Origin of the sequence: Lactobacillus sp. 23-2 (assembly GCF_044902225.1) — a bacterium.
Lineage (GTDB): Bacteria > Bacillota > Bacilli > Lactobacillales > Lactobacillaceae > Lactobacillus > Lactobacillus absianus.
The window spans coordinates 1,979-19,203 of the sequence record NZ_JAOQBX010000034.1; the positions used below are offsets into that span (position 1 = coordinate 1,979).

Annotated in this window: 12 protein-coding genes; 6 read left to right on the forward strand and 6 right to left on the reverse strand. The window is 47.6% G+C overall.

Features of this window, described 5'->3' with window-relative positions; genetic code table 11:
* On the forward strand, positions 1 to 296 hold a 296-nt coding region (locus OCH80_RS09180; protein WP_404540264.1), incomplete at its 5' end, for a hypothetical protein.
* Positions 297 to 348: 52 nt separating this feature from the next.
* Here the strand turns inward: OCH80_RS09180 and OCH80_RS09185 are convergent.
* Together OCH80_RS09185 and OCH80_RS09190 are read right to left on the reverse strand one after the other, a co-directional pair.
* Positions 349 to 1,551, reverse strand: coding sequence for an MFS transporter (locus OCH80_RS09185; protein ID WP_404540267.1), 1,203 nt, complete (start codon positions 1,549 to 1,551; stop codon positions 349 to 351).
* A gap of 26 nt (positions 1,552 to 1,577) precedes the next feature.
* On the reverse strand, positions 1,578 to 3,965 hold the full coding sequence (locus tag OCH80_RS09190; RefSeq protein WP_404540270.1) for a DUF4982 domain-containing protein: 2,388 nt from the start codon (positions 3,963 to 3,965) through the stop codon (positions 1,578 to 1,580).
* 121 nt (positions 3,966 to 4,086) lie between these two features.
* On the opposite strand from OCH80_RS09190, the gene OCH80_RS09195 reads away from it, so the two are divergent.
* The 3 genes from OCH80_RS09195 (at position 4,087) to OCH80_RS09205 (ending at position 9,780) form a co-directional block, all read left to right on the forward strand.
* A complete protein-coding gene (locus OCH80_RS09195) occupies positions 4,087 to 5,076 on the forward strand; it encodes a helix-turn-helix domain-containing protein (protein ID WP_404540272.1) in 990 nt (329 codons plus the stop codon).
* Between the two features lie 149 nt (positions 5,077 to 5,225).
* A complete protein-coding gene (locus tag OCH80_RS09200; RefSeq protein WP_404540275.1) occupies positions 5,226 to 8,036 on the forward strand; it encodes a family 78 glycoside hydrolase catalytic domain in 2,811 nt (936 codons plus the stop codon).
* Positions 8,037 to 8,484: 448 nt separating this feature from the next.
* Positions 8,485 to 9,780 carry a DUF4767 domain-containing protein gene (locus OCH80_RS09205; protein WP_404540277.1) on the forward strand — a complete coding sequence of 432 codons (1,296 nt, stop codon included), beginning with the start codon at positions 8,485 to 8,487 and terminating at the stop codon, positions 9,778 to 9,780.
* Positions 9,781 to 9,952: 172 nt separating this feature from the next.
* Here OCH80_RS09205 and OCH80_RS09210 read toward each other — a convergent pair whose 3' ends face one another.
* Together OCH80_RS09210 and OCH80_RS09215 are read right to left on the reverse strand one after the other, a co-directional pair.
* A complete protein-coding gene (locus OCH80_RS09210; RefSeq protein WP_404540280.1) occupies positions 9,953 to 10,714 on the reverse strand; it encodes a DeoR/GlpR family DNA-binding transcription regulator in 762 nt (253 codons plus the stop codon).
* A 380-nt stretch (positions 10,715 to 11,094) separates the two neighbouring features.
* Positions 11,095 to 12,114, reverse strand: a complete 1,020-nt coding sequence (locus OCH80_RS09215; protein WP_404540282.1) for an aldose epimerase family protein — start codon at positions 12,112 to 12,114, stop codon at positions 11,095 to 11,097.
* 97 nt (positions 12,115 to 12,211) lie between these two features.
* Here OCH80_RS09215 and OCH80_RS09220 point away from each other — a divergent pair, with 97 nt between their 5' ends.
* Complete coding sequence (locus OCH80_RS09220; protein ID WP_404540285.1) at positions 12,212 to 13,378, forward strand: galactokinase; 1,167 nt, start codon at positions 12,212 to 12,214, stop codon at positions 13,376 to 13,378.
* A 24-nt stretch (positions 13,379 to 13,402) separates the two neighbouring features.
* Positions 13,403 to 14,875 carry a UDP-glucose--hexose-1-phosphate uridylyltransferase gene (locus OCH80_RS09225; RefSeq protein ID WP_404540287.1) on the forward strand — a complete coding sequence of 491 codons (1,473 nt, stop codon included), beginning with the start codon at positions 13,403 to 13,405 and terminating at the stop codon, positions 14,873 to 14,875.
* A 67-nt stretch (positions 14,876 to 14,942) separates the two neighbouring features.
* Here the strand turns inward: OCH80_RS09225 and OCH80_RS09230 are convergent, their stop codons facing one another.
* Both OCH80_RS09230 and OCH80_RS09235 read right to left on the reverse strand, forming a co-directional pair.
* Positions 14,943 to 15,839: an SEC10/PgrA surface exclusion domain-containing protein gene (locus tag OCH80_RS09230; RefSeq protein ID WP_404540290.1), complete on the reverse strand. Its 897-nt coding sequence runs from the start codon at positions 15,837 to 15,839 to the stop codon at positions 14,943 to 14,945.
* A 171-nt stretch (positions 15,840 to 16,010) separates the two neighbouring features.
* On the reverse strand, positions 16,011 to 16,760 hold the full coding sequence (locus tag OCH80_RS09235) for an aggregation promoting factor (protein ID WP_404540292.1): 750 nt from the start codon (positions 16,758 to 16,760) through the stop codon (positions 16,011 to 16,013).
* Positions 16,761 to 17,225: the final 465 nt, after the last annotated feature.

Here is a 17,225-nt window from a genome sequence, read left to right on the forward strand (position 1 = left end):
TACCCAACTGCCGCTATTTTGACCAAAATGATCCCCTAAAAGTACCCAACTACCGACGTTTTGACCAAAACAATCCCCCAAAAGTACCCAACTGCCGCTATTTTGACCAAAATGATCCCCTAAAAGTACCCAACTACCGCTATTTTGACCAAAATGATCCCCCAAAAGTACCCAACTGCCGCAGTTTTGACCAAAACAATCCCCCAAAAGTACCTAACTGCCGACGTTTTGACACGCTCTACCCAAAAAAGACCCGGGCAACGCACCCGGGCCAAAGTTGTGGAAAGATAAATTAAGTACACGAAGTAATTAAAGAACGAAGTATCGATATTGATAATCAAAAATACGTTATTTTGAAGATGGTGCGTCTTGCAGCATGCTGCCAGATTCCACTTTCTTTTCAAAGTGAGTTACCAGCAAGGCGATAACGACAACCATAGCTAAAACGCCAGCGAAGACAAATGACGGTGCACCAGCTGGAACATGCAACCAGCTGATAACTTTAGGAGCAATGGCTGAGCTTAAGCCATTTACAAATGCAAAAATCGACATCACGATAGCGATTTGCTGAGGCTGGCACAGCATTGACAACATAAATGTAGCTGTTGGCATAATGACAACCATCGTGACAGCGGCAAGCGCGCCAGCGATAGCTAAGGCAATAACGTTATTAAAGTAGTATGTGATCCCTAAAGTCAAAACCAGAAGGAAGAAACCAGCTGCCAAAGTGTTTGGCTTAGTAAGCTTACGAACGTATTTAAATCCTAAGCCAGCAAAGATACCGACAAAAGTCCCAAAGGCGTTGATCGCGCTAGTCATCCCGGTACCACCAAGATGCTTAGCGGCAACGATAAGCGACAAGTTGGCCGCATAAGCAGTGTAGGCAATCCCTAAAATAAAGACAGCCAGGTATATCCAGTAAACATACGGGTTTAAATTCTTAAGAATCATCCAAGTAGATTCCTTCTTTTCGGCTTTCCGGCTATCAGCCTTTATATTCGCCTTATCATTTGGCAGCCAAAACAGTGTCAAAAGGAAAATAATAATCCCCAAAAGGAAGACCCAGTAGATATGACGCCAGTTCTGGGCACCAAGGTAGCCGCCGCCGGCCGTCAAAAGCATTGACCCCATTGACGTAACTGCCGTATTAGCCCCCATCATTGACGAGCGTTCTTCTCCTTCAAAGTTTTCCGTCAAAACCATTGGACTAATAGTTGAAATGAAGCCGACCCCCATACCCAAGACAATGGAACACAGGAGCAAACCAGCCATAGAGTTATTCCAGAAAGCTGGAATCAGACCTCCAGCCGTAACCAAAGCAATCCCCAATAAAGCCAAATTCTTCTTTGAAATATGCATTGCCATTTGACCAGCAATCAGCGTAATAATCAAAGAACCCAATCCAGGCAAAGTCCCTAATAATTGCACAGTCGAAATTGGCGTGTCAGGGAATGATTTAGCAATTGCAGCAATCGCTGAGGTGGCAACGGAGCCGGCCATAGCAAACGCAGACATGCTTACTGCACCAATTTTAAGCGTTATCTTACTCATTTTTTGTCCTCTTATTTTGTTCATATCTATTTAACATTCAGCTTATATTTTTCTTTTTCTTTCTTTACGATTGCCAAAGCTTTCCCATTAAAGAGCTTAATCGTATCTAAGCTGAAGTCTGAAGTATCGGCCGGATTACCATTTCCAAGGCCTATAACTTGTCCATCTTCAACCGCAATTGAAATTTCTTTATTTTCAAGCGGCACTTCTACGCCATTTGCGTCTAATGCTTGGATTGCAACTAAATCGTAATCCTTGCCCTTATACAAGAAGCTCGTGGCCAGTCGTGCTGTCTCACCAGCAGTCTGCTTAATATCAACAGCTGTTTCATTGCCAGCACTATCATATGCTTTCGCTTCAAGCTTGCCAGCTTGATATTCGACTTTCCATTCAGCACAGCAGTCTTGAACGGCTTTCCTGCCTAAGCTCTTACCATTTAAAAAGAGCTCGACGCTGGCTTGGTTGGTGAAGGTCATCACCTTGGTCTTGCCATCTTCATCGATTTCAAGCCCTTCGCCATTCCAGTGCGGCATCAGGTGAACAAAAGCTTGTTCTTTGACCCAATGTGCCTTGTAATAGTAGTAATAATCCTTAGGAAAGCCGCAGACATCGACAATGCCAAATTGCGAGCCGATACCAGGCCAGCCAAATGGCGATGGTTCCCCAAAGTAGTCAAAAGCGGTCCATAAGAAAACCCCACCCATATATTTATGGCTATCAAGATATGCCAGCACTTCTTCAGGACGCGCTGTACCGCCAACACCAGGATCGCCTGGTTTGCGTTTGCCCGGCAAAACCATGGAGTACATTGAACCGAAGTTGTTGCACTGACACAGGTCGCCATTATCTTTGTAGACCCCGCGCGTTGAAAAGTAAGACGCATTTTCCGTACTCATCATTGGCAGATCAGGGTGGCTTTGCTTGATTAATTCAGCGCCAGAGCCCATTACTCCGGCTTCAGGATAGTTGATGCCCAAAATATCGAAGTTCTTCAGGTACTCATCATCCACGAAGCCATCAGGACTCAACAATTCAGCCGAGATAATCAAGTGCTCTTTATCCAACTTGCGGACAACCTTTGCTAATTGCGCAATGCTGCGACTGCCAAATTTGGTGTTGCCAACCAATTCTTCATTTCCTAATGACCAGAAGGCAATTGATGCATTCATCCGGCTCTTCTTGACCATTTTTTCCAGGTCGGAAAGCCGCCATGGCGTGGCTTCTGGCAAACGGTTCTCGTTGATGACCAGAATGCCCATGCGATCACACGCAGCTAGAAGCTCCTTAGACGCGAAATGGTGGGCGCTGCGCCAGGCATTAATCCCCATCGCTTTCATTGTCTTAACTTTGAAGTCTAAAATATCTTGATTCAGAGCAACCCCGACGCCTGCAAAATCCTGATGTTCGCAGACGCCGTGCAATTCATAAGCTTGACCATTCAGATAAAAACCGGTCTTGTCATATTTGAAAGTTCGAATCCCAAAGGACTTTTCGACCTTGTCATTTTCTGTTTCCAAGCTAGCCGTATAAAGGTTCGGCGTTTCCGGTGTCCAAACCTTTGGATCGCCTACTTCAACTTCTGTCTTATAAGAGGCAGTGCCATAAGCAGGCAGCTTCAAAGAAATATTTTCATTTTGGCCGGCAATGCTGCAATCCACACACACCTCTCTGGCTTCAGCAGTGTCATTGGTCAAACTGAATTCCAGCCCCAAGACAGCTGCTTTCTCTGTCAATTCTTTGGTATAGACGTAAAGGTCATCTTCATTAATCCGGACTTGAGGAAGAATTTTCAAAAAGACGTTCTTGTAAATGCCAGCCCCTTCGTACCACCAGCCTTCAGAGCCACGGCTGGTATCACATTTAACCAAAAGGGTGTTTTGCCCTTCATCGTCAAAATAAGTCAAACCTGAGATGTCAAATTCAAATTCGACATAGCCGGAATTGTTATGTCCCAAATAAGCACCATTCAACCACACATCTACCATTCGCATGACGCCGTCAAAGTGTAAAATCAGCTTTTTTCCTTCATAATTTCGGCTGACGGCAAAACGCTTGCGATAGTAGGCAACGCCATCAGGCTTAGAGCCTGACATCAAGTTTCTCGGATCATTTTCATAAGGAAGCTTAACTTTCCAATCATGAGGAAGGCTGACCCTTTCCCAGGAATCATCCAGCTCGCTGCAAAGGTCGGTATCGCACAAGTTGCGCAAGCCAATTTCTTCATTTCCTTGAGCAATCAGCTTTAAAAAATTGCTGCCACCAGGACTGACCTTCAAGCGGCCTTGTTTTTCTTCGGGGAGACTTGCAGTCAATCCACCAAAAGCATAAGCTTTTTTGGCAATTTCACGTGGCTTTTGTGGCAGTTCACCAAGATGAAACAGCCAGTCTGCATTCAAATTCAATTCCGTTCTCATGTTTTCCTTCTCCTTCTTAGTTTGCGCTTACATAATAATAAAAAATATTTCATGATATAATGCTATTTAGCGATTGCTGAAATTTAAACCATGTTAAAAATCGACTATCAGGTGAATTAGAATGGACAAGCAGACAGAACAATTTTTCAAAAAAATCGAAATTCAAACAGTTGGCAGTGCTTTTCCCAGCATTCAGAACAATGCCGACATTGCCATGTTCATAAAGCAGTCGATCGACGACGATATTCTTTACACAGACATTCAAGACAAGCGCATCGATGCTTTTGTAAGTGAAAACAACAACCAGCCCCATCAAAATACCGCTTTTGAACTTTTTTACGTTTTAGAAGGGACCGTCATTAAAACTATTGAAGAAAAAGAATACATTCTCCGTAAAGGCGAAGGTTGCATTCTCAACCGGCGAATTACCCACAGCGATGACCTTAAAGACGGCTTCATGCTGGTATTGAACTTCACTGAGGACTATTTCCGTAAAATTACACATGACTTAAGCACAGAGCAGCTGCAGGGGCCAGTTTTCTCTTTTCTTCACAATAATTGCACCGAATCCGGCAACTGGAAGAAGAGCTATATGGAATTTCACCCCACTGTTCCAGTGGTCGATCGACGCTTTCAAACCATCTTGGACTCTTTGCAGCAAGAATTGGCTACTAGGAAATTAGGTGCTGACTTTTTCTTACAGGGTCTGTTGCTGCGCCTGCTTTCCTGTTTAGAGAATCCACACTCTTTTAGGTTGAACGTCATCGACATCAATTCCAGCAAGGAAGATTTCCTTGTCGATCGGTTGATTTCTTTCATTGAAAGCAATTATGGCAAGGTCAGCCGAAAAGAAATCAGCAAAGCGCTTCATTACAATGACGAGTATCTCAACCGCCTTCTAAAAAGAAGCCATGGCCTGACAATCAGTACATATGCCCGCAACGTCCGTCTTAACCGAGCTAAGGAGCTGCTAATGACTACAGATTTGACCGTCGCTGAAATCGCCCGCCTTTTGGATTTTTCTTCGGAAAACTACTTCTACCACTTTTTTAGTAAAGTGGTCGGGATTTCTCCCAAAAAATACCGTGAAGCTCACAGCAAGTCCTCTTAAGATACCCGTCCTTTTAGAATTCAATCCTTAAAAAAACTGCCTTGGTCGAAATTTACCAGGCAGTTTTTATGTCCAAGTCGATTTATGATAGGTGAAAGCGTTTGCCAAGTTGCTAAACTTTACTTTAGACAATATTTGGAGGTATTTTTATGAAAATTTCAAACGTATATATCAATCACATGATCGAACCGGTCGGATATGAATTAAAAGATCTTCGCGTAGAATTTGCCGTTGAAGCGGACAAATATTCTGCTGCGCAAAAGAAATTAGTTATCTATACAAACAGTAAGGAAGTTTATAATACAAACTGGCAGGATTATGACAGCAACTTCTTTACTCCTGACCTAAAGCTCGCGCCTCGGACCCGATACGATGTAGAAATTTTTGTGAAGACTGCCGATCAAGAAGCCAGTGCTCAAAGTTTCTTTGAAACAGGCAAAATGGCCGAAAAATACACCGGCAAGTGGCTTGGCAATGCTGACAAAGACATCCAAAACACGCTTTTTAAGAAGACTTTGACTTTCAACAAGCCTGTCAAAAAAGCCCGTCTGTATGCAACCGGCCTTGGCTTATATGAGGCTTATATCGATGGACAAAAAGTTGGTGCCGAATTTTTGACCCCAGGCTGCACTGACTATACCAAGTGGATTCAAGTCCAAACCTACGACGTAACAGATGCTTTGCAAGACAATGGGGAACACGAGCTCCTTTTCTCATTAGGTGACGGATGGTACAAAGGTATCATGGGCTTTGATGGCGGCAAGGAAAAGATTTACGGCGATCAGCAACGGATGTTGGCGGAAGTGCACGTTGATTTTGAGGATGGCACTTCAGCCATAATTAATTCAGATGAATCGTGGCTGACGACTTCCGGTCAAATCACCAAGTCATCCATCTATTATGGTGAAGACCTGGACGCAACCATCGTACCTGCGAACTGGCAAAAAGCCCAAGTCCTCGACTGCCCATATGATGTTTTATGTGATCGCTTGAGCATTCCCGTGGCCATTGAGCAGCGTCTGGCTGTCAAAGAAGTCATCACCACTCCTGCTGGAGAAACCGTTCTCGACTTTGGGCAAAATCATGCTGGCTTGATGGAATTCTTCAACCGTGAACCAAAGGGCACTGTTATCAAGCTCGAAGCCGGCGAAATCCTTCAAGACGGCAACTTCTACCGTGATAACCTTCGCAACGCCCGTGCGGCCTTCCAATTCACTTCTGATGGCAAAGAAGGCTGGGTTCGTCCACACTTCACTTACTTTGGCTATCGCTACCTGCGCGTAACTGGCAACAGCAAGCCAATCAACAAAAATGATTTCAGGGCTGCCGTTGTCTACTCTGTATCTGAGCAGACTGGTGATTTGAAGACTAACAATGAAAAGGTCAATCGCCTATTCCAAAACATCCAGTGGGGTCAGCGTTCCAACTTTGTCGACATTCCAACTGACTGTCCTCAGCGTGACGAACGTTTAGGCTGGACTGGGGATGCAGACATTTTCTCCAACACTGCGGCTTTAAACAGAAACGTCTTTGAATTTTTCAAGAAATACTCCCGTGACATGGCCGTTGAGCAAAAAGCGCATGACGGAATGCTGACAATGTATGCACCTGCCATGGGCGTTGACGACGGCGGTGCGGCTGTCTGGGGGGATGCGGCAACTATTGTCCCTTGGAACATGTATCAAGCCTATGGCGATCCAGCTATTCTTCGGCAAAACTATCAAGCTATGAAATCCTGGGTTGACTGGATCAGCAATTCCACCAAGACCCCTAATCTCTGGACCGGTGGTTTCCAGTTTGGCGACTGGATTGCCCTTGACGGTGAAAATCCTGCTCTGCCAACAGGAAAAACTGATGAAGACTTCATTGCCTCAGTCTATTACTTCTATTCATCCAAAATCGTCTCTAAGTCTGCAGCTATCTTAGGCAAAAAAGAAGATGCCAAAAAGTACGCTGACCAAGCAGCTGCTATCAAAGAGGCTATCCAGAAAGAATACATCACTGCTAACGGCCGTCTGGCGATCGATACTCAAACTGGTTACGCATTGGCCCTGTACTTTGGCCTCGTACCTGAGAACCAGTGTCAGCGCGTCGTGCACGATCTGGCTGTCCGTTTAGGCAAGGACAATGACCATCTGAAGACTGGTTTTGTTGGAACGCCATTTATCTGCCAAGTACTTTCCAAGTTCGGCAATCATAAGCTGGCCACAAAGATTTTCATGAATGAAGACTTCCCAAGTTGGCTTTACGCGGTCAACATGGGAGCTACTACCGTTTGGGAACGCTGGAACTCTGTTCAAGAAGATGGCACCATGAACCCGGATGGCATGAACTCCTTAAACCACTATTCAATCGGAGCGATTATGGAATGGGGCTACCGCTATCTCTTAGGGATTGCCGACCATACGCCGGGCTATAAGACTCTAATCTTCGCCCCTAATTATGACTACCGCTTGAAGAAAGTCTCCGGCTACTACACGTCAAGCTATGGCAAGTTCGCTGCTTCCTATCAAATTGAAACTGACGCAAAGCACACCATCCAGCTGTCCTTGACCGTGCCATTCGGACAAACCGTCAAGGTTCAGCTGCCGCGCAGTGAAAAGAACGGCGTCATTGTCAATGGTGAAAAGAAAGCTATCGGTCAGTTCACGCTAACTGCTGGCAGCTATGAAATTTCCTACGTACCTGATCAAGACTACATTGAGCGCTACACTGCAGAAACGCCAGTTGTGCAGATCATGGCTGACCCTAAGCTGGTAACGGAAATTTCGAAAGAAACAGATGTTTTAAGCTTCTTCAAGGATCCTAATAACTTGAACAATTTGGGCAAGATGTCTTTAGGCACGCTAGCTTCTATCCTGCCATTCATTAATATCGCGCCTGAGACATTGGCAAAAATCAACCATCTTCTTGAAAGCACGCCGCTTTTATCCGAACGCAAAGAACGCGGAAAGGATTAAACATCAAAAATGATTCCGTCATTCATGCGGAATCATTTTTTGTGCACACAAAAAAGACCCGAGCAACGCACCCGGGCCAAAGTTGTGAAAAGATAAATTAAGTATAAGAGCCAGACCCTAAGTCCTAAAACCTGGGGCTTTACGCCGGATGCCATGGTTGGCAAGTGCCGACGCCGATCAGGACCAGCAGGTAGGCGCTGTTCTTGATCGCTTCATAAAGTATTCTACAATACTTTCCGCGGCAATAATTTTCATCTGAGCGAAAAAAGCGGTCATTTTTGGCTTGTCTTATACAAAAAGAGAGCAGGATTTTTGGCAAAATATATAGTAAAATGCAAACAGCCTGAAACGCTTTTCAAATGGCTAAGGCCCCGCCAGGCCTTGTTTTTTCCCGCTTGATGGCTTACCATTAACTATTATCTGTACATATAAAGGGGAGTAAGAAAAAATGATCAAATGTCCAAACTGCTGGGCGGAGAATAAGCCCAACGCCAAGTTCTGCAAGAACTGCGGCGCGCCGCTGGGCGATGAAAGCAACGCGCCAGCCACAACTACAGCCACGACCATCATGGGGACCAGTACCCAGACTCAAGGCAGGAGCAAGAAAAAGGCCGTCTGGGGCATCAGTGCCGCGGTCGTCGTCTTGGCCTTGATTGGCCTCTACTTCGTGGGCCGGGCCAACTACAGCAAGGACAAGCAGCTGGCTGAAATCAGCACGGCCATGAAGAACACTAGCCAGGACCTGTCGCCCTACGTGACGACTGACGACTCCAGTTTCGAAGTCAGCTCAAACAGCGTCCTGCCGCTGCAGAAGTACTACCAGGCTCACCCTTCCCAAGCCAATAAGCTGATCAGCAGCTTCCAGAGTTCTGCCTACGTGCCGCACTCCAAGGACAAGATCTCCTTGGTCACGAGCGGACGCTACTTCTTGATCTATCCAAAATACAAGCTGATGGTCAAGACCTACAAGCCAACAGTCAAGACCAACATGCCTGGCGTTCTTTACGTTGATGGGACCAAGACCGCTAAGCTGGCCTCCGGAGCAACCAAACTGCCTTCAAGCTACATTTTTGGCAACTACAGCTTCAAGCTGGTCGGTCCGCAAAATGCTACCAAGACCGCTAAAGCGGCAGTTGACGGCAACACGACCGTGGACCTGACCCTGGACAGCAGTCAAGCAAGTCCAAGCGCTTCCGCCGCTAGTGCCGCCAGCTCAAGCAAGGCAAGCAAGGCAAGCTCCGCTTCCAGTGCCTCAGCTCATTCAAGCTCAAGATCAAGATCAAGCCGGCCAGCCGAGGGAACCAAGAATGACCTGTGGAGCAGCGACCAAAATGATGAGCTTGGCGATGACTTCGATGATGAGTCTGAAAACGATGACGCGCTTCAAGACCAGTCCTACGATTTCCATTACATGGGTGATGAATTCGACACCGTAACCAGCGGCAAGTTCCCAAATGCCTTCAAGAGCGCTACGGTAGGCGGCAGTCCGGTTTCCATGGGCTGGAGCTGGAGTTCCGACTCAACCTACGACTACCGCGTCGTTGCCGTCTTCAATGACGACGATGACGAAGTCACCTACGTCTTTGCCTTTGACAAGGCTAACCACCCTGTCGTCCTGGTCGACACTGGCGCCAACCACGATGCTGAGAACCACACCTACTCAGGCAGCGATGGCAAGCCAAACTTCAATGTCTCACAAAACCAAGCCGCAAAAGACGCCTTTAGTGACGCTATTAATGATTAAGACAGCAACGATATCAACAGAAAACAAATTAAAAAGCAAGCCGACGATTGGTCAGCTTGCTTTTTGCTTGTTTTGAATATGGTTTTGCGAAATATATCAAAAATGTAGGTAAAAGTTTAGTCTAACGAGCAAAATCCACTAGTTCATCCGCATGCTCCCTTTCATCTAGTTCCTAAATACTCGTGCGTATCGAAGTATATTGCCGGTAGTATTCCAGAATATCAGGAGAAACTTGGGGATTGGTAACCAATTCATCGATGTCATACAGGTTGTAGAACTGGTAGAAGTCGCGGTGGTTAAACTTATACATGTCCGCGACGATGATCCGCCGCTGGGAATTTCGCAGGCCAATGCTCTGCGTCTGCCCTTCTTCGATGTCCGCGGTGAGCAAGGCCGCGTCGCTGATGCCATTGACGCCAACGAAAGCCTGGTCGTAGTTCATGGCATCCAATTCGTTGTTGGACAGGGCGCCGTAAAAAGTCCCGCTGACCCGGCGATAGGAACCGCCTACCAGAATCAGCTCGTAATTATGCGAGTTCTCCCGGGCTGCCTTAAAAACCGGCAGCGAATTGGTCACGATCCGCAAGTTCTCTTGTTTTAAGTCAGCGACCATAGTTTCCAAAGTGGTTCCGGGGCCAACATAGATCGTATCGCCGTCGTGTACCAGCGACGCAGCAATTTTAGCAATTTCCTGCTTCTCTTGGCTGTGAATGCCCCGCTTCTGCTGGAAGCTCTGCTCCACCCCGTCCTGGCTGGAAATGGCTTGGGCGCCGCCATGCAGGCGGATCACCTTGCCAGACTTGGACAACTCGTCTAAGTCGCGGCGGATCGTCATTTCTGAGACCTGCAGGCTTTTTGCTAAATCAGCGACCGAGATGAAGTTCTCCTCGGTAACCATCTTCATTATCTGATCAAGACGTTCTCTTTTTAACATACTATATGCCTCTTGATAGCAGATGTTTGGTTATGTTCACTAACAAACATAATATAACATCTGCAAACACTTTTTTCAACACTTTTTAACAAAACAAATTCATTTGCTTTTTGCAAGCTTTTCCACCGAGATGCCTGTGTTTCCACTGCTCTCTCCTATAATTCTAAAACAAATGTATGAAAAAGCTGACACCTTTTTGACAAATTCGAACAAAAAAGCGTCAGCCTTAACAATGAATTGTTTATTTTGGGCCAAAATTGGTCTAATTACCACTTAATAAAACGTAATCGACTGATGGATTCATTGTGACCGTTAAAATCATTTTTCTGCTTCTTTCTTGTGTTAGCTTTCGATTATTTTTGGATTGAACTAAGAATTTACTAATAGTCAAACTTCCAGCTGACGTGTCGGCGCCAAGTCTTACCTGGCTCAAGCGTAATTTCACGCAAGTCATTGCCCGGAGCAGGCGCGTTTTGGGCCTCTAAGGTCAAGCCACCATATTGCGGCAGGTACTTGACCAGCTTTTCCACCTTGCCAAAACTGTTGGCCGTATAAATGACGATTGCTGGCGCGTTCGTGCTCATCTTCATGGAAACCTTGCCATCGCTAGCCACAACTTTAGCAGCGGTCTTTTGCCCATTCAAAATAAATGGATGATCCAGCCCCTCACGCAAGGCAATCTGTGCATCCCCGCTCTTTAAGGCTTCCCCCATGCTCTTGCCCTTTCTGAAATCAAAAGCCGTGCCTTCAACTGACTCCATTCCGCCGACCGGCAGACCATCTTCCTTCACTGGCAGATAATAGTCCGCGTCAAGAAACAGCCTGGTCTGGTTGATCTCGGTCCCCAGGCCGTCCAGGCAAAAGTAAGTATGGTTGGTCGGGTTAAAAATTGTCAGCTTGTCTGAGTACGCCGTCAAATCATACAAAAGTTCACCAGAATTATTCAAAGTGTAAGTTGCCTCCAGCTGCAGGTTGCCGGGAAAGCCATTATGACCATCTGGATCAAGCAAACTGAAGTGAACGGAGACAAAGTCTTCCCCCCGCTCTGGTCTGAAGGACCAAACCTGCTGGTCGGTCCCAAAGCCGCCGTGAATGTGATTTTCGCCATCGTTGATTGGCAATTGGAGGATATGGTCACCGTTCTTCCACTGCCCGCGCCAGACCCGGCCCGCAATCCGGCCAACCGTCCCGCCTAAGAAATTGCGCTCTTTGCTATAATCCTCTGCTTGCTTTAAAGAAAGGATGACATGGCGCTTTGCCCCATCTACCGGAACAGCCACGTCTTCTAAAGTGGCCCCGTAGTTCAGTAGCTTGACAGACATGCCATGATCATTTTCCAGGACAAACTCGCAAAGGTCTCTCCCTTGAAGCCAGCCGTATTTTTTAAATGTTAGTCTCATATTTTTTGTTTCCTTTTTGGTCAAAAATGTTTACTTTTTGTTTGAAAGCGGTTAAAATGTTAACTGCAAACAAATTGTAACAAATAAGGACACAAAAATGAACACTGATTTTTTAAAAAATAATTTTGAACAGATTTTTAAGCAAAAAGCATCCGACCTCTTCTTCTCACCAGGCCGGATCAACATCATCGGTGAACACACCGACTACAACGGCGGCCACGTCTTTCCTTGTGCCATCAGCTTAGGGACCTATGCCGCTTACGGTCCCCGGGCAGATAAGAAAATTGCCGTCTGCTCCGGTAACATGGATGACGACCTGGTTATTTTCGAAATTGGCGACCGCGAGTTAGAAAATGACCCTGACCACAAGTGGATCAACTACTTCAAAGGCATGACCGCCTACGTACAAGACGAGACAAGTGAAATTGACCATGGCTTCAACCTCTATGTTTGGGGCAACCTGCCATACGGGGCTGGCCTGTCATCATCAGCCTCAATTGAAATGCTGGTTGGCCACGTTTTAACTGAAGAATACGGACTGGAAATCGATCCAGTCAAGCTGGCTCAGCTCGGCCAGAAGACCGAAAACGAATTTATCGGTCTCTCTTCCGGGATCATGGACCAGTTTGCCGTCAACATGTCCAAGAAAGACCAGGCTATCTTCCTTGACTGCGCGACTTTGCAGTATGACTACCTGCCACTGGACTTGGGCGACTACGAAATCATCATTATGTCCACCAACAAGAAGCATACCCTGGCTGACTCCGCCTACAATGACCGCGTCCGTGAATGCCAGGAAGCAACTTCCAAGCTGCAGGAAAAGCTCAGCATTGACCACTTGGGCGATATTGATGAAGAAACTTTTGACGAATACTCCTACTTGATCAATGACGAGACCCTGCTTAAGCGGGCCCGCCATGCCGTCTTTGAAAACCAAAGAACCATCAAGGCGACCAAGGCCATGGCAGACAAGGACTTAGACCAGCTGGGCCGTTTGATCAATGCCTCCCACGTTTCCCTGCACTTTGACTACGAAGTTACCGGCAAGGAACTGGACACCCTTGCTGAAAGCGCCTGGAAGCAAGACGGCTGCCTCTGCGCCAGAATGATCGGCGGCGGTTTTGGTGGCAGCGCCATCGCCATCGTCAAAGAAAACAAAGCCGCGGAATTCATGGAAAACGTTGGCAAGATCTACCAAGAAACCATTGGCTATGCCGCCAGCTTCTATGAAGCCAAGATCGTTGACGGAACCCACAAGCTGTAAGAACTAAGGAGACAAGAAAGCAAAATGCTGATTGAGAACTTCGTGCAAAAAATTATCGCTGCTAACGATTATCAAGAACTGGACCGGGTCTACCTCTTTAACCGGGTGCAGGCCTTGGTTGGCGACGGGGATGTTGACAGCGAGGCTGCTTCTGATGAAGAAGCCCTGCTGCAGCTGGTTGACCTGGCCGTTAAAAGAGGCAAGATTCCAGATGACGCGACCAGCCGGGAGATCCTGGCTGACCAGCTGGCCGATTTTTTAACCCCAGCCCCAAGCAAGGTCAACGAGCTTTTCTGGAACAAGTACGATGAAAACCCAAAGGCAGCCACGGACTGGTTCTACGATCTCTGTACCCACAACAACTACGTCAAGAAGACCGCGATCGCCAAGAACATCGTCTTCTCTGGCACCAGCTCCTATGGGCACCCGCTGGAAGTCACGATCAACCTCTCCAAGCCGGAAAAGGATCCTAAAGCCATTGCCGCCGCTGCCAAAAAGAAGGATACTGACTACCCGAAATGCGACCTCTGCCTGGAAAATGAAGGCTACTTAGGCGACTACGGGAAGAATGCCAGAAGCAACTTACGGATCATCCGCATGAATATCGGCGGGGAAAAATGGGGGATGCAGTACTCCCCTTATGCCTACTTCAACGAGCACTGCATCTTTTTGGACCAGATCCATGAGCCAATGGTTATCAACCAGCAGACTCTGATCTGCCTGCTGGAAATCGTTAAGATGTTCCCGCACTACATGGTTGGCTCAAATGCTGACCTGCCAATCGTTGGCGGCTCCCTTCTGTCACATGAGCACTACCAGGGCGGTGGCCACCGCTTCCCAATGATGAACGCGGCAATCAAGGAGGAGCTCACTTTTGCCGGCTACCCAGCAGTCCACGGCGGCATCGTCGACTGGCCAATGAGCGACATCCGCTTGATCAGCAAGGACATTGAATCCTTGATCGAGTTGGGCACCAAGATCATCAAGAAGTGGCAAAAATACAGCGATCCCGAATTGGGCATCGTCGCGGAAACGCATGACGTCCGCCACCACACGGTGACCCCAATTGCCCATAAGGATGGGGATGAATATGTCTTGGAGCTGGTCTTGCGCGACAACAACACTAGCGAGCAATACCCTCTGGGCATCTTCCACCCGCACCAGGACAAGTGGCACATCAAGAAGGAGAACATCGGCTTGATTGAAGTCATGGGCCGGGCCATCCTGCCAGGCCGCCTGAAGGACGAACTTGGCGAGGTTAAGAAATACCTGCTGGGCCAGGACAATCAAATCGCCGAGATCCATCTGCCGTGGGCTAAGCAGCTGCAAGCAAAGCACCCAGACATTAGCCAGCAAAACGTTGATGAAATCCTGCAGCATGAGCTGCTTGACGTCTTTGACCAAGTCCTCGCCGACGCTGGCGTCTACAAAGCCGATGAGGCAGGCGAGGCTGGCTGGCAAAAGTTTTTAGCCATGGTTGGCGCTGAAAATAATTAAGCCGGAAATTAAAAGGCATGAATCCAATTGCTTGGATTCATGCCTTTTTTGGCCGCGATTTTTGCATTTAGGCCTTAAACTTGCCCCAGTAGGCGCCGCCGTAGGCCCACTTCAAGTGGCTTGGCACGCCGATGTAGTGCAAGGAGTAAGTTCCGCCAGTATAAGAAACGGAGAAGCCGTAGTAGTCCCAGTCGCCATCATAATGACCGCCTTGGGTGTTCATCAAGTCGCCGGCGTGGGACCATTCCCCGTACTGGCTGAGCTGGCTGACCTTGGCCAGATTGGCGGCCCGGTAGCCAAAAACCATCGTCTTCAAGCCAAAGTAGATGTCCTTCTTCATGGCCGTCATGGTCACCAGCTTGCCATCCTTGAAGCCCGCCATGTCTTCAACGTAGTTGTAGTTGCCAGGCAGGCGCAGGCCGGCCTTGTTGCAGGCCCGGACGATTCCTGGCACGTAGTGGCCGGTCGCGATCGTCTTCTTGTTGGCCACGTATTCGGCCGCAATGTACTTGGCCAGCGTCTGGCTGCCCTTGCTGTACTTCCACTTGGGCAAGCCAATCTTGCCCCGGGCATCGTTGATGAGGCGCAGGGAGTAAGTTGCCAAGGTCTTGGCCTGGCCCGGCGTCACCTGGCCATTCTTCAGGGTCACGACGGTCTTGTTGTCCTTAGCCGACTCGCCTTGGCCCTTTTGGTCAAAAGTATTGGCCTTCATCCCCTTGACATTGATCTTGCGCCACTTCTTCAGCCAGGCAGCATTCTTCTTGTTCTTGAGCCACTTCTTCTGCTGGAACTTGGACATTTCTGAATACAGGTACGCCTTCTTCAGATTGGCCTTCGTGTAGCCCTTCGGCAGCGTGAAGCGGGCCTTGGAATAAGCAGCCGCTTGTGCTGGCGCTGCTTGCATGGCCGCGAAGCCCGCGCTGGCCAGCAAAGCGATCAAAGCCGTCTTGACGATTTTCTTCATTCGTTAAACCTCAGTTCTTCCAATCTTTCCTAATATTCCCTCGATTTTATTATAACGCGGGTATTCTTTCTACAACAAATTGCCTGTTTTTTGCAGAGAAAAAGCCCAAGCTTAAAGGCTTGGACTTTGCTCTAGATTATTAAGTTTTAGATCAGCTAATAAATTTTAGGCTTAGTACCAGCCGTTAGCTTCCCAGAAGGACTTGGCTGCAGTCCATGAGCCGTAGCGGCTTGCAACGTAGCTGTCGGCTGCGGCTTCTTGAGCTGCGGCTGAAGTGTTGCCGCCCAAGAGGCTGCGTGAAAGCTGGTACTTGCCGTAGTAGTTGCCGTTTGAGGCAGTGTATGAGCCACCGCTTTCCTTGTTGGCGATCCAAGCCTTGGCAGCTGATTCTGATGAAGAAGCTGATGAGCTTGAAGTCGTTGATGAAGCTGATGATGAGGTATTTGCGGCTGAGCTGTAGCTATTTGAGTAGTTAGAGCTGGTATTTGCGTAGCTTGAAGCATTTGAGTTGTTGCTGTAACTGTAGCTTTGCGTGTTTGACGCAGCGTTTGACTTGTAGCTGTAGTTGTTGGCGCTGCTTGCAGTGCTGTTAGTCGTGTTTGATGAAGCGGCAGCATCGTGGGTGTACTTGGCCAAGATCCATTGACCAGCCCCGATCTTGTACCACTTGTGACCGGAAAGGTCCTTGGCAGTCTTTAAGACAGTCCATGAACTGCCGTCCTTGGCTGAACCGGTAACTTTGGCATTTTCGTAATTACTCCAGGTGGCAATTGATTGTCCATCAATGTAGTCAACGGTAACAGTTCCACCAACAGTGGCTGCGTCCGCTTGACCATTCGTGCCTAAGCTGATCGCTGCCACGCCAGTCAAAGCCAAGCCTGCAGCAAATACTGATTTAAGTACGTTAGATTTGATGTTCAAAAAAATTCTCCTTTGTGGCAGGGTCCTCTGGCCGCATCTGCGGTAGCGCCCTGCCGTAACTCGTATATGTCATTCCTGACAGTGAATATAGTAACAGGGGAAAGTTGCAAAATAATTCCAAGCAAGTGACGGGAGAGTTAAGAGAATGTTACAAAACCGGACTTTTTTGTAACATTTGCCAAAAAAAGCGGCCCCCTGCCTTACTTGCCCAAGTTTTTGGACGATTGGACCTAAAGTGACGTGAAAGGGCTTTTTTCTGGCGAAAATTGGGAAAATCTGCCCCTTTTTTCCTGATTTTTGGTCAAAAAAGGACCCGTTTCACCCATTTTTGACCCGCAATTGCCCTGAATTTTACTTTCTGTTACATGGCAGAAAAGCAAAAAAGAACACCAAGCAACGCTTGATGTTCTGCGATGGGTCGTCAGGGGATCGAACCCTGGACACCCGGATTAAGAGTCCGGTGCT

Bases quoted from the DNA above. Each gene is read 5' to 3' on its own strand.
- OCH80_RS09185 (WP_404540267.1), bottom strand. From the start codon at position 1,551: ATGAGTAAGATAACGCTTAAAATTGGTGCAGTAAGCATGTCTGCGTTT.
- OCH80_RS09190 (WP_404540270.1), bottom strand. From the start codon at position 3,965: ATGAGAACGGAATTGAATTTGAATGCAGACTGGCTGTTTCATCTTGGT.
- OCH80_RS09195 (WP_404540272.1), top strand. From the start codon at position 4,087: ATGGACAAGCAGACAGAACAATTTTTCAAAAAAATCGAAATTCAAACA.
- OCH80_RS09200 (WP_404540275.1), top strand. From the start codon at position 5,226: ATGAAAATTTCAAACGTATATATCAATCACATGATCGAACCGGTCGGA.
- OCH80_RS09205 (WP_404540277.1), top strand. From the start codon at position 8,485: ATGATCAAATGTCCAAACTGCTGGGCGGAGAATAAGCCCAACGCCAAG.
- OCH80_RS09210 (WP_404540280.1), bottom strand. From the start codon at position 10,714: ATGTTAAAAAGAGAACGTCTTGATCAGATAATGAAGATGGTTACCGAG.
- OCH80_RS09215 (WP_404540282.1), bottom strand. From the start codon at position 12,114: ATGAGACTAACATTTAAAAAATACGGCTGGCTTCAAGGGAGAGACCTT.
- OCH80_RS09220 (WP_404540285.1), top strand. From the start codon at position 12,212: ATGAACACTGATTTTTTAAAAAATAATTTTGAACAGATTTTTAAGCAA.
- OCH80_RS09225 (WP_404540287.1), top strand. From the start codon at position 13,403: ATGCTGATTGAGAACTTCGTGCAAAAAATTATCGCTGCTAACGATTAT.
- OCH80_RS09230 (WP_404540290.1), bottom strand. From the start codon at position 15,839: ATGAAGAAAATCGTCAAGACGGCTTTGATCGCTTTGCTGGCCAGCGCG.